This window comes from Photobacterium salinisoli, from assembly GCF_003614885.1.
Lineage (GTDB): Bacteria > Pseudomonadota > Gammaproteobacteria > Enterobacterales > Vibrionaceae > Photobacterium > Photobacterium salinisoli.
Genome location: NZ_QZMS01000007.1, coordinates 2,205,267 through 2,218,556, shown reverse-complemented (window position 1 = coordinate 2,218,556; position 13,290 = coordinate 2,205,267). Strand labels below are relative to the sequence as shown.

Here is a 13,290-nt window from a genome sequence, read left to right as displayed (position 1 = left end):
GGCCGGATTAGCCAATATCCTTGGCTGGCTACCGTTTATAGGGACAATTATGGAAACCGAGATAGAACTGAAGTTTTTCGTCTCAGCGGATTTTTCGGGTCAGTTATTGCGGAAGATTGCTCAAGCCAAAATCTTGCAGCAAAGCAGTAAACGACTGGGTAACATTTACTTTGATACTCCTGAGCAAATTCTTCGTCAGCACGACATCGGCTTGCGGGTTCGCAGCATTGATGATGTTTATATTCAGACCCTTAAGACAGCCGGACGTGTTGTTGCAGGATTGCATCAGCGCCCCGAATACAATGCTGAACTCAACGGCCCGCAACCGGATTTAGCCTTACATCCGAGCGATGCCTGGCCTGAGCACTTTGATATTGCGGCTATTTCCAGCCAGATCTCACCTTTATTCTCTACCGACTTTGAGCGCCAGCAGTGGCTGATTGCCATGCCGGATGGCAGCCAGATCGAATTGGCCTTTGATCAGGGTGAGGTGCGTGCGAATGACTGCTGTGAGCCGATTTGTGAAGTGGAACTGGAGCTGAAATCCGGGCAGACCGAGGCCTTGTTCACCCTGGCTCGCGATCTGTGCGAAGAGGGTGGCATGCGGCTGGGGAACCTGAGCAAAGCGGCACGAGGCTATCGACTTGCTGCCGGGCATCAGGGGGATGACGTGCTGCCTCTGTCTTATGTGCCTCTTGCCGCGGATGTCTCGTCAGAAAATGCGTTAGTGATTGCCATGGAGCATGCGCTGGCGCACTGGCATTATCACGAGCAGATCTATGTTGAGCGTCAGGCATTGCCGGCACTGACAGAGATCAGCCATTCGATTTCCCTGATCCGCCAGACTCTGGTGGTGTATGGCAGCATGATACCTCGGCGGGCCAGCGCGCAGCTTCGTCAGGAACTGACCTGGCTTGAAGGTGAGCTTAACTGGCTGCAGGAAGCGGACGCGATACAACGCTGGCTGGCCGAAAAAGGCCACGCGCTGAAAAAACTCAATGCCCGCAAGTCTCTGGTCAAACAGCTGAAAGAACGTCAGGAAGAACTGCCAGAGCCGGATGACATTCTGCGTCTGCTCAAATCTGCCCGTTACTGTAATTTGCTGCTTAACCTGAGCAGCTGGCTGCTGAGCCGCGGATGGCAACCGTTCCTGGATGAAAAAGCCAGAGAGCGGCTGGCAGCATCGGCGAAGTCGTTTGCCGATTCGGCCTTGTCGAAAGCCTGGGAAGAGCTGGTAGAGGCCTTCAGTGAGAAGCGTGCGCTCAGCCGGGCAGATTATCTCGATCAGCAGGCAAGGCTGCTCCGTAATCTGATGGGAGGCCTGTGTTTTGCCTCTTTATATGAAGATGAGCGACGTGAAGTATTCCGCAGCCCGTGGCTGGATATTCTGCAGGGGATGGAAGACTTGCGCCAGCTTGAGCCGATTCGGGCCCTTCAGCCTGACTACGAAGATGAAGAAGATCGTAAGCAAATCGATAAATGGCTGCACCGTAAGGAAGATTCCCTGCTGCATGCGATGGATCAGAGCCGCCAGATAGGTCTGGCACAGCCACCTTACTGGCCATAATCTTTATCCCGTCAGCCAAAGCAGCTATGTACAGATAACGCCTTCTGATTCAGAAGGCGTTTTTTGTTGTTTCCTCTAAGCCCACCGGCTTGGATGGCGGTTGTGCTAGTTTTCTTTTCCTCTCTTGCCGTGCTGTGAGGAGTCAGCCAGGCGCTGTTCCAGATCATCAATGCGCTTAAGCAACTGCTCCTGATTATCCAGAATCTTTTCCCAGTGCATATGATCATGGTGCTGGGGGGAGGGCTTGTGCTTATTGGGATCTGAAACAAACGAGCTGATCAAACCGGCCACCATACCGAACAGACCAACGCCGCAGGTAATAATGACAGTCGCCAGTATTTTACCCAGAGTGGTCACCGGGTAGTGATCCCCGTAGCCCACGGTGGAGATAGTCACAAAGACCCACCAGATAGCATCATCGGCAGACTGAATATTGGCATTGGGATCGTGACTTTCAATGATAAGGATCAAGGAAGAGCCGACGGTAACCAGTACAGTGAGGATTAAAACAATGGTGGCGATGGTGGCTTCGCGCCGGTAATACAGAATGTGCTGCAAAAGCTGCTGTCCGGTGCGGATCAGACGTAAGACACGAAAGATCTGTACCAGACGCATAAAGCGTAACGGTTCAATAATGGGAATGCTGGCAAGGTAATCGGGCCAGTGTGTTTTAAGGAATGCTTTTTTGTTTTGGCTTCGCAGCAGATCAGCGGTGAGCTGGAGCCAGAATACCATACAGATCAGGGTATCTATGGTGATAAACAGTGAATAGACCCTGTCATCACGCGGAATAAAGAACAGGCTGGTGACCAGAGCCAGTGACACGAATGACAATACGAGTGCCACCAGGCTCATGGGATTCAGCTCATGTTTGACACCATCGATCTTTTTCATCATTCAATTTCAGATATTTAATACAGGCATATATGATACTCGATACCGCTGGCAAGTTGAATTTACTGGTGTTGTTGAGTGAATTGCAAGCCTGTTCTGAGCGCAGACGGCGTTTTTGTCGGTTTGCAGACAACTTATTCAATACTGGCTCCTTGCAGCCAGGCCGATGATTCGAAGCGTTCGAGGACTGAACCGCTTTAGGATCAACAGATCCTAGGACAAAGGAGATAATAATTATGGCTGACATGGCTTTCAAACCCTGGGAAAAAGGGCTGAGTAATATCAGGCTAGTACCCAAACTCATCGTACTCATGGTATTCAGTACCCTCTTACTGGTAGGAAAACAATTGTGGGACGCCAGTATTTTCTACCAGTCAGTCATTGATATTCAGAAAGAGCAAGTCAGAGAGCAGGCGCAAAAACAAGCGGCTATGTTCAGCAGCCTCTTGTCTCAGGGCGAGCAGGGACAAGCCATGGCCCTGTCAGCGGTACAGGCTCAGGCAAGTGCAGACGGTGCGTATTACTATCTGGTCAACACTGAGAATGGGCGGGTACTGGGTCACCCTGGCGCTGAGCAGATCAAGGCATTGAACCGCTCCACCGAAAATGGCCAGCCGCTCGGCTCTGTGCTGTCTCAGTTAAGCAGTGAGCGTGCACTTACTCTGGACGGCGCAAAACGATTTGAATATGCCGTGCCTCTGGCCGGCAGCGGTCACTGGTTAGTGATTGCTTCGCAGTCTGCCGATGATGCGGACAGTTACTACAGTGCTTATATGGTACAGATAGCCTGGCAGACGGCCTTGATGATCCTGGCTTTTATGGTATTGCTGCTAGGGGCTGCCAGCTTGATGCTGCGTCAGACCGGCTATCTGGCCGATGCCATTAAGCGTCTGGCTAACCGCGATCTTTCTCAGCCGATAGTGATGAACTGTCAGGATGAATACGGCGATTTGGCGCGCGAACTGGAACGTACCCGTATCCAGCTCAAAGAAGTCATTCAGAATCAACGCAGCGTCTCGGGTGAACTGCATGAACTGGCGGATGTGATGTCAATGAGCATGCAGGAAACCAAAGAGTCAGCGCAGGAAGAGTTTCATGAGATTGACCAGCTGGCTTCTGCCATGAGTGAAATGACCTCTACTGTGCAAACCGTGGCCGAGCATGCGCGTGAAGCCTCTGGCGCGACGGAAGGGACGGCCAGACAGGCCCACCAGGGGCAGGAATTTGTGGTGAAAACGATCGCCACCATCGATCAGCTGTCCACCGATATCCGCGCCTCCGCTGAAGCCGTGACTCAGGTCGAAAACCGGGTTGAAAAAATTGGCAGCGTGATTGTCACCATTCAGGGCATTTCCGAGCAAACTAACCTGCTGGCACTCAATGCTGCCATCGAAGCGGCGCGGGCCGGTGATGCCGGACGAGGATTTGCCGTGGTGGCCGATGAAGTGCGTAACCTGGCGCAGCGCACCCAGGTGGCCACCGTTGAAATTCAGGACATGATTGGCCAGCTGCAAGACAGTGCCAAGCAGGCTGTCGGCCTGATGGAGCAAAGTGTGGTTGAGGCGGCCGAAGGGGTGGATCTGGTGACCAGCGCAGGCGGCGAACTGGATAAGATTGTCCAGCAGGTTCAGCGCATCAATGATATGAACTTCCAGATTGCGACTGCCTCTGAACAGCAAAGCGCGGTAGCGGAAGAGATGAACCAAAACCTCAATAATGTAAGGGAGTTAGTCGAAGCTTCGGTAGTCGTCGTCACAGAGCTGACAGAAACGGCAGATACCATGAAAGGTCAGTCAGCCGATTTGGAACAGAAAATTCAGGCCTTCCGCATCTGACCGATCCCGGACTGTTCTTCGCCCCATAATTACACTCAGACGCCCACCGACAGGTGGGCGTTGTTGTCGTAATCCGTTATCTTATTGCTTATACCCGAGATATCTGATCAAGCTCGGGTAGCTGACTGCGATGCTGGGCCAACAGCCCTGACTGATTGCCAAGGAATTGATATGACACACGCACTCTTGCAACACGCTGCTGAACGGGCACTGGAAAAGCTGCAGCAGGCGCACCCTGAAACGTTGGCTCTGTGGCCATCGGATTTGAACGACGAACTGAGTGCCGTGCTCGGTCTCAGTGATTTCATACAAACCTCCCTGGTGCAGGATGGCGATTTACTGTCCTGGCTGCCCCAAAACCTGGCTGTCGGGGAGCGCGCCGAGCAATACCGTTCTGAACTCAGGGAGGCCCTGTCAGCAGTGGCCGACGAAACCGTGTTGTTAAGGGAGCTGCGCGCCTTTCGTCGCCGTGAAATGGTGTGGATCGCCTGGCGCGACTTTACCGGCCGTGCCACTCTGAGCCAAAGCCTGTCGCACCTGTCCTGCCTGGCTGAAGCGCTGATCATGGAAGCTTACAACTGGCTCTATGCGCAGTGCTGTCAAGAATACGGCACCCCCACCAATGCTGACGGAGAGCCCCAGCCTATGCTGATCCTGGGTATGGGCAAGCTGGGTGGCGGCGAGCTCAATTTCTCTTCAGATATTGATTTAATTTTCACTTACCCGGAAAACGGCGAAACCCAGGGTGGACGGCGCAGCATGGCCAACGCCCAGTTTTTCACCCGTCTGGGACAAAGACTGATCAAGGCGCTGGATCAACAGACAGTCGATGGCTTTTGCTATCGGGTCGACATGCGCCTGCGCCCGTTTGGCGACAGTGGCCCACTGGTCATGAGTTACGCTGCACTGGAAGATTACTATCAGGAGCAGGGCCGTGAATGGGAACGCTATGCCATGATCAAAGCCAAAGTCATGGGTGATGAAAGCGCCCGCCATTATCAGACTCTGCGTCAGATGCTGCGTCCTTTTGTCTTCCGCCGCTATATTGATTTCAGTGCCATACAGTCACTGCGCCGGATGAAATCCATGATCAGCTCAGAGGTTCGCCGTCGCGGTCTGAGCAACAATATCAAACTCGGCCCGGGCGGGATCCGCGAGGTTGAATTTATTGCGCAATCCTTCCAGTTAATCCGTGGCGGGCGAGAGCCCAGTCTGCGGCACCGTGGCCTGCGGGAAACGCTGGATGCCGTTAACGCCCTGGGATTATTGCCGGTCGCACAGGTGCAGCATCTGGAGCTGGGGTATGCCTTTTTGCGCCGTCTGGAAAACCTGTTACAAGCCATTAATGACAAACAGACGCAGACACTGCCGGATACCGAGCTGGACAGAATACGGCTCGCCACCGCGATGGGGTGTGCGGACTGGAACGGACTGCAGCAGCAGATTCAGCAGCACATGGCAGAAATCCATCAAGTGTTCGATGAGATTATCGGGACAGATGAGGAAGACAGTCAGGACGCCGCGGCGCAGCCTTATCATGAGATGTGGACCATGATTGAGGACGAAGAGCTGGTGACCGCCATTTTGAATGATGTTGCCGCTCCGGATGCTGCCCGCCAGGCCGAAGTGCTGAGCCATATGAAAGCAGAACTGGCCAAGCGCACTATAGGGCCGAGAGGCCGTGAAGTACTGGCCCGTCTGATGCCGGAAGTGCTGGTGCGTATTGTCACCCGCGAAGATGCACCTGTGGTACTGGATCGTGTCTCCCGCCTGGTTGTCCGCATTGCCACCCGGACTACCTATCTGGAATTGCTGAGTGAACATCCCGGCGCGCTGGATCACCTGGTCAGGCTCTGTGCAGCCAGCTCCATGGTGGCAGAGCAGCTGGCTCAGTATCCCATTTTGCTCGATGAGTTACTCGACCCTCAGCACCTTTACAATCCCGTGCCTTTGGATCAGTACCAGCCTGAGCTGCAAGAGTACCTGGCGCGAATCCCGGAAGAGGACATGGAGCAGCAGATGGAAGCCATCCGCCAGTTTAAGCAGGCGCAGTTGCTGCGTATTGCGGCGGCGGACATCGCGGATGTGCTGCCCCTGATGAAAGTCAGCGATCACCTGACGTATCTGGCAGAAGCGATTATCAGTGCCGTGGTCAAGCAGGCCTGGTTACAGATGGTGGCTAAGTACGGTGAGCCGTCACATCTGGCAGAGCGCAACAGTACCGGGTTCGGTGTGATTGGTTACGGCAAGCTGGGCGGACTGGAGCTGGGCTACGGTTCTGATCTGGATCTGGTCTTTCTGCATGACTGCCCGGCAGAAGTGTACACCAATGGCGATAAAGCCATTGATGGCCGGCAGTTCTACCTGCGGCTGACGCAGCGAATCGTCCATTTGTTTTCTACCCGTACTTCATCCGGTGTTTTGTATGAGGTTGATGTCCGCTTGCGTCCGTCCGGCGCGTCTGGGTTGCTGGTCAGCCCGCTGGATGCCTTTGCGGCCTATCAGGCACAGGAAGCCTGGACCTGGGAGCATCAGGCACTGGTGCGGGCACGTATGGTGTATGGCGATCCGGCACTCAGAGCGGGTTTTGATCAGGTTAGAGCCGACATACTGTCCCGCCCGCGTGACGCCGGTGCGCTTCGTCAGGAAGTGATGGACATGCGTGAGAAAATGCGCCAGCACCTCGGCACGAAAAAACCGGGGCAGTTTGGCCTGAAACAAGATCCCGGCGGCATTACTGACATTGAATTTATCACTCAGTATCTGGTGTTACGCCATTGCGCCGACCAGCCAGCATTAACCCGCTGGTCCGACAATATTCGTTTGTTTGAAACCATGGCAGCCAAAGGGGTGCTGGAAGAGGAGCAGGCGATGGCGCTGATTCAGGCATACTGCACGCTGCGTGATGAAATTCACCGTCTGAATTTGCTTGGCCATGATGCCTATGTTGATGACAGCCAGTTTACGGCAGAGCGACATCTGGTGATGCAACTGTGGCAAACCATTTTTCAGCCAGAACCCAACACAGCACCCGAGTGTTAACCCGATGCCAGTGACATGCCCTGTCTGTATGCAGTACAGGCTTTTATGATAATATTCCGCTGTTTTTACCGTTCCGGAGAGAAGAATGAAACTGACGCTGCCTGATTATGACCAAGCCAGTGTGCTGGTTGTGGGTGATGTAATGCTGGATCGCTACTGGACTGGCCCGACGGGACGGATTTCCCCGGAAGCACCGGTACCCGTTGTGAAAGTGGACCAGATTGAAGAGCGTCCCGGCGGTGCGGCCAACGTGGCCATGAATATTGCCGCCCTGGGCGGGCACGCCCGTCTGGTTGGTCTGACAGGCATTGATGACGCTGCACGGGCGCTCAATGAAAAGCTGGCATCGCTCAAAGTACGTTGTGATTTTGTCTCCCTGCCGGATTATCCAACCATCACTAAGCTGCGCGTGATGAGCCGCGGGCAGCAACTGATCCGTCTGGATTTTGAAGAAGGTTTCCACGATGTGGATGCCGATCTGATTCTGCCACGGCTTGAACAGGCGTTGCCGAACGTGAAGGCAATGATACTGTCTGATTATGCCAAAGGGGCGCTGGAACATGTCCGCGCGATGATCGAACTGGGACGCCGTTATGGCGTGGCCGTACTGATCGACCCGAAAGGGACAGATTTCGAGCGTTATCGCGGCGCAACTATGCTGACTCCCAACCTGACTGAATTCGAAGCAGTTGCCGGCAAAGCGAAAACCGATGAAGAGCTGGTGGAGAAAGGGCTGGCGCTGATCGAGAAGTTTGATCTGGATGCCTTGCTGGTCACGCGTAGCGAGCATGGCATGACATTGCTGCAGAAAGGGCAGGAACCACTGCACATGCCCACACAGGCCAAAGAGGTTTACGATGTCACCGGTGCCGGCGATACCGTGATCTCGGTACTGGCGGCCTCTCTGTCAGCCGGTAAATCCCTGTCTGATGCCTGCAAACTGGCTAACGCCGCTGCTGGCGTCGTGGTCGGCAAGCTGGGCACATCAACACTCTCGACGATTGAGCTGACCAATGCAGTGCATGGCAGCCAGGACAGTGGTTTTGGGGTAATGGCCGAAAGCCAGCTCAAACAAGCAGTACTGGCGGCCAAGGCCCGCGGCGAAAAAGTGGTGATGACCAATGGTTGTTTTGACATCTTGCATGCCGGGCACGTCGCTTATCTGAATGAAGCCGCCAAGCTGGGTGATCGTCTGATTGTGGCGGTGAACGCTGACAGTTCAGTACGGGCATTGAAAGGTGCCGGGCGTCCGGTGAACCCTGAGGATCGCCGTATGGCCGTACTTGCAGGACTGGCCGCGGTGGACTGGGTTGTGCCGTTCAAAGAAGATACGCCTCAGCGCCTGATCAGTGAGATCCTGCCTGATCTGCTGGTGAAAGGCGGTGATTATAAACCAGAGCAAATTGCCGGCGGTCAGGAAGTGATTGCCAACGGCGGTGAAGTACGAGTGCTGAACTTTGAAGACGGCTGTTCGACCACAGAAATTATCGAAGCGATTCGCGGCGGTAAAGGCTGACAGGCTGTTCTGCGGCCACTGCTACTGAAGCTAAAGTGACAAAGTGACAAAGTGAGCCTAACCCATAAAAAAAGCGCCTGTCGGCGCTTTTTTTATTTCAGGACATGATGGCGGTGTTATTTTTTTGCCGGAATCAGGCCTGTGTTGACATCCAGAATGTCCTGCTCACTGAGCGAGCCGACAGCCTGCTTGAGCTGCAGCTGGCTGATGATGTAATCGTAGCGGGCAGTGGCCAGCTGACGGTTGGCATCATACAAACGGCGGGTGGCGTCCAGAACGTCGACAATAGTACGGGTACCCACATCAAAGCCGGCTTCGGTGGCTTCCAGGGCTGAACGGGCTGAGATCACCGATTGCTGATAAGCCTTCAGAGCGCCGATAGATGCATTGATGTTGTTATAGAAAGCCCGCACATTCTTGACGACACCGCGGTAGGTTTCTTCCAGTGTTTCACTGGAGGAGACGTAAGCGTATTGGGCCTGTTTCACTTCAGAGGTTACCCGGCCACCCGTGTAAACCGGCAGGTTGAGGTTAATGCCTGCAGAAATGGTGCCTTCATCGCTGCTTTGGCCTTGCTGCATGTCGTTGTAGCTGTAACCGGCATCAAAGCTCAGTGTCGGCAAATGACCGGATTCAGCCAGTGCAATACGGTCGCGCGAGACGTCCTGGGCAATACGGGCACTCAGCAGTGTCAGGTTTTCGTTTTCTGCATTTTCAAGCAAAGTACGAACTGTGTTGTTCGGGCTGCTGGCAGAGAAGCGCTGGGTATCCAGGACAGAAAGGTTTTTATGTGCCTGACCTGTGATTTCACGCAGTTCTTCATAGCTGTTGGTCAGGGCGTTTTCTTTCAGGATTTCATCAGCCAGAACGCTGTCATATTGAGCCTGCGCATCGTGCACGTCAGTTATGGCGGACAGGCCGACTTCAAAACGCTGTTTGGTTTGCTCCAGCTGACGGCCAACGGCTGCTTTTTCGGCACGAACGAACTCTAAATCGTCCATCGCACGTAATACTGAGAAGTAAGCGGTGGATACACGCAAAATCAGGTTTTGCTGAGCAACGGCATAGGTGGCATCGCTTTGACGGGCTTGCTTCTCGCTGATATCAAGGTTGACCCAGCTGGCGCGATTATACAGCGACTGGCTCAGGCTCAGGCCACCGGTAAACCCTTCATCATCATAGTCCAGGCGTGAGGCCTGCAATCCGGCAGTCAGATTGATTTGAGGCAATAGTGTACTGCGGGATGAATTAATCGCTTCGAAAGCGGTATCTTTATCAGCCGCGGCCCGTAGCAGCTGAGGGTCGTTCTGTTTGGCTTGTTCATAGATATCGGCAAGATCGTCAGCCATGGCAAATGGGCTGAGGCTACCCAGTGCTAAGCCTAGATAAAGCGGAAGCAATTTTTTCATGAATGCTTTTTCCTGGTCCTGACAAAATAATGTGCAATGTTCAGTTTACCTGATGATACCTTGCTTGAAACTGATCAATTGTGATTTTTTTGTGCAAATTTAACAAAAGAACATGCTGTTTATTGAAGGAAATTGCAATCTATTTGTACAAATGTCGCAACGCTAGTGGTTGATTTCCATCAGTGAGCAGCAAAAATTCACTTGTAAGAAGTAATATTGTACCAGTTTAACATTAGTCGCCAGATCTCGGGTGTTCATTTTTGGACTGGATTAAATATTACTGCAACATTTATCAAAAAAGTTGAGTTCACCCATTGCGTCATAATAGTGATGAATGAAAAAATGCCGTTTTGGTTTACTGTGACCCCAAGTGAGCCTGAGCGATAATCGTGAAAGTCCCATGACATGGAGATGACTGATGTCTGACTTGTCCAAAAATAATCCGGGAGTGCTCGGCGCGATGGATGTCGACGTAGAGCATGAAGAAGCGCTCTATCAGGGGTTCTTCAGTCTGAAGGCATTCCGTTTCCGTCACCGCTTGTTTGCCGGCGGCTGGAGCCAGACTCTGACCCGGGAACTGCTGGACCGCGGCCATGCGGCGGCCCTGCTGCCGTACGATCCTGTGCGTGATCAGGTGGTGCTGGTGGAGCAGTTCCGCATTGGTGCCCTGGTGGGTGATTGCCAGCCCTGGCAGCTGGAAATTGTGGCTGGGATCATTGAGCCGGGCGAAAACCCGGAACAGGTGGTCAGCCGGGAAGCGGTGGAAGAAGCGGGTATCCAGGTAGATCAGCTTGTCCATATCACCCGCTATCTGTCCAGTTCAGGCGGGTGTTCGGAAACCCTGAGCGTCTATGCCGGTTGTGTCGATAGCCGCCTGGCAGCCGGTATTCACGGGCTTGACGACGAAGGTGAAGATATCAAGGTGCATGTGGTCAGCCGTGAAGAGGCGTATGATTGGGTGGTGTCTGGTAAAATAGAAAATGCGGCCAGCATCATTGCGCTACAATGGTTGCAATTACACTATCACCAACTGCAGGCCGATTGGGTTAAGGACGAGAAGTGAACAGAAGGTACACGGTCGATCTCGCGGGTATCATGCGTTTGTATGAAACCAACTATGCGAAGTTGCTTCCATTACTGCCAAAAAGTGAAGCGGTAGGGGAGGAGTGTGCCTATCAGGTCGGCGGCCATGATTATAAGCTCAGGATATTGGAATCAACCCGCTACACTACGCTGATTCAGCTGCAAATGGAAACCGATGCAGGCTTGCCTGATTATCTGGTGCCTACCTTCAAAGTGCGTCTGTATCATGACGCCAGGGTGGCAGAAGTGTGTTCTATTCAGCAGATTTCACGTTTGAAGCCAAGGTATGATTACCCCAATATGCGGATGCACCAAAAAGATGAAAAACATCAGGTTAATCGCTTTTTGGGAGATTGGCTGGCTTACTGCCTGAAGAACGGTCTCAGTAAGCAATCGGTTTATTAACGATTTCATTCAACAAGGTTTTGACGTTTTGCAGACCTATTCTCTGCCGCAGGATAATTCAGATAGTGTACTTTTGCTGCAACTGACCGACACCCATTTATTTGCGGATGACAAAGGCAGCCTGCTGGGTGTAGCAACAAAAGACAGCTTTCATGCCGTACTCGAAGAAGTGGCGGCTCAGCTACGCCCGTTTCATGCCATTATTGCAACGGGTGATATCTCGCAGGATCACACGCCGGCCTCCTATCAGCGTTTTGCCGATGGGATCGGGCGCTGGGTGCAGCCCTGCTTCTGGCTGCCCGGCAATCACGACTATCAACCCAGCATGAAAAGTGTGTTGCCTTCACCGCAAATCAAGGCCTGTGATCAGGTGCTGGCCGGTGAGCGTTGGCAGGTCATTTTGCTTGACAGTCAGGTGGTAGGCGTACCGCACGGTGAATTAAGCCGGGATCAGCTTCAGATGCTGGATCAGGCGCTGGCTGCCCATCCTGATCGCCATGCGCTGGTGCTACTGCACCATCATCCGCTGGCTGCCGGCAGCCGCTGGCTGGATCAGCATCAGCTGAAAAATCATCAGGCTTTCTGGCAGGTGGTCTCTGAGTATCCTCAGGTGAAAGCCGTATTGTGCGGTCATATTCACCAGGAGCTGGATGTGCTGCATCAGGGGGTTCGGGTGCTGGCCACGCCGTCGACCTGTATTCAGTTCAAACCTGACTCCAACGATTTTGCCCTGGATCAGTCCAATCCCGGATGGCGATGGCTGAGCCTGCAAGCGAACGGCGAGATTGAGACCAAAGTCGAGCGGGTACGCCAACGTAGCTTCACTCCTCAGTTTGACGCTGCAGGTTACTGATGAAATCTTTGCTGCTTTATCTGCACGGTTTCAACAGCTCGCCGCAATCGATGAAAGCCCGCCTCATGGCAGAATACTGCCAGGCGAACCGGCCTGATATCCGGCTTGAGATCCCACAATTACCTTCTTACCCGAGCCAGGCAGCGCAGTCTATTGATACATTAGTGACTGAGTTAAAGCCGACATATCGCATTGGCCTGGTGGGCAGCTCGCTGGGCGGCTATCTGGCTACCTGGCTGAGCCAGCGGCATCGCCTGCCTGCTGTGCTGGTCAACCCGGCGGTGAAACCTTTTGAGTTGCTGGCAGATTATCTGGGTGAGCAGGTCAATCCGTATACGCAAGAGAAGTACGCTTTGTCGCCGGTTCATATGGACGAGCTGAAAGTGCTTGAGATTCCTGAGCTGGATCAGCCGGATTTACTGTGGTTATTGCAACAGGAAGGTGATGAAGTACTGGACTACCGTCAGGCGGTGGAAAAGTATGCAGCCTGTCGTCAGACGGTAGAACCGAACGGCGATCACAGTTTTATTGGATTTAATCGTTATCCCGCCGATATTGTCCGCTTTTTAGGTTTATAACTGTTTCGCAGCCTGCTTTCGGGCACGGCATTGTTTAATGACTCGTATTAGCCTCAGCTTGACATCAAGGCTGAGGTTACTGACTATTGTGGCAACATTTTCTCGTAA

General features: G+C 53.3%; 10 protein-coding genes. 8 read left to right on the top strand and 2 right to left on the bottom strand.

The genetic code is table 11. From position 1 onward, the window contains the following. The first annotated feature begins 49 nt into the window (after positions 1 to 49). On the top strand, positions 50 to 1,567 hold the full coding sequence (locus tag D6M16_RS10565) for a CYTH and CHAD domain-containing protein (protein ID WP_120511747.1): 1,518 nt from the start codon (positions 50 to 52) through the stop codon (positions 1,565 to 1,567). 105 nt (positions 1,568 to 1,672) lie between these two features. Here D6M16_RS10565 and D6M16_RS10560 read toward each other — a convergent pair whose 3' ends face one another. Further along, a complete protein-coding gene (locus D6M16_RS10560; protein WP_338048215.1) occupies positions 1,673 to 2,464 on the bottom strand; it encodes a potassium channel family protein in 792 nt (263 codons plus the stop codon). 233 nt (positions 2,465 to 2,697) lie between these two features. On the opposite strand from D6M16_RS10560, the gene D6M16_RS10555 reads away from it, so the two are divergent. From D6M16_RS10555 to hldE, 3 genes are all read left to right on the top strand, one after another. Beyond that, a complete protein-coding gene (locus D6M16_RS10555; RefSeq protein WP_120511746.1) occupies positions 2,698 to 4,296 on the top strand; it encodes a methyl-accepting chemotaxis protein in 1,599 nt (532 codons plus the stop codon). Between the two features lie 171 nt (positions 4,297 to 4,467). Next, positions 4,468 to 7,338 (top strand): bifunctional [glutamate--ammonia ligase]-adenylyl-L-tyrosine phosphorylase/[glutamate--ammonia-ligase] adenylyltransferase, encoded by a 2,871-nt coding sequence (gene glnE, locus D6M16_RS10550; protein WP_120511745.1) that lies wholly within the window; start codon positions 4,468 to 4,470, stop codon positions 7,336 to 7,338. 85 nt (positions 7,339 to 7,423) lie between these two features. Next, the gene (gene hldE / locus D6M16_RS10545; RefSeq protein ID WP_120511744.1) at positions 7,424 to 8,854 is read left to right on the top strand and encodes a bifunctional D-glycero-beta-D-manno-heptose-7-phosphate kinase/D-glycero-beta-D-manno-heptose 1-phosphate adenylyltransferase HldE; all 1,431 of its coding nucleotides are present in this window, start codon (positions 7,424 to 7,426) and stop codon (positions 8,852 to 8,854) included. A gap of 116 nt (positions 8,855 to 8,970) precedes the next feature. Here the strand turns inward: hldE and tolC are convergent, their stop codons facing one another. Then, positions 8,971 to 10,263, bottom strand: a complete 1,293-nt coding sequence (gene tolC / locus D6M16_RS10540) for an outer membrane channel protein TolC (protein ID WP_120511743.1) — start codon at positions 10,261 to 10,263, stop codon at positions 8,971 to 8,973. A 418-nt stretch (positions 10,264 to 10,681) separates the two neighbouring features. Between tolC and nudF the strand changes: the two genes are divergently transcribed. The 4 genes from nudF to yqiA are packed head-to-tail and all read left to right on the top strand — an operon-like array spanning position 10,682 to position 13,182. Further along, on the top strand, positions 10,682 to 11,326 hold the full coding sequence (gene nudF / locus D6M16_RS10535) for an ADP-ribose diphosphatase (RefSeq protein ID WP_120511742.1): 645 nt from the start codon (positions 10,682 to 10,684) through the stop codon (positions 11,324 to 11,326). Next, positions 11,323 to 11,751, top strand: coding sequence for a DUF1249 family protein (locus D6M16_RS10530; RefSeq protein WP_082095874.1), 429 nt, complete (start codon positions 11,323 to 11,325; stop codon positions 11,749 to 11,751). Before nudF ends, D6M16_RS10530 begins: the two co-directional genes overlap by 4 nt. 28 nt (positions 11,752 to 11,779) lie before the next feature. Beyond that, positions 11,780 to 12,604, top strand: a complete 825-nt coding sequence (gene cpdA / locus D6M16_RS10525; protein WP_120511741.1) for a 3',5'-cyclic-AMP phosphodiesterase — start codon at positions 11,780 to 11,782, stop codon at positions 12,602 to 12,604. Further along, positions 12,604 to 13,182, top strand: coding sequence for an esterase YqiA (gene yqiA / locus D6M16_RS10520; protein ID WP_120511740.1), 579 nt, complete (start codon positions 12,604 to 12,606; stop codon positions 13,180 to 13,182). The genes cpdA and yqiA overlap by 1 nt, the downstream gene beginning before the upstream one ends. Positions 13,183 to 13,290: the final 108 nt, after the last annotated feature.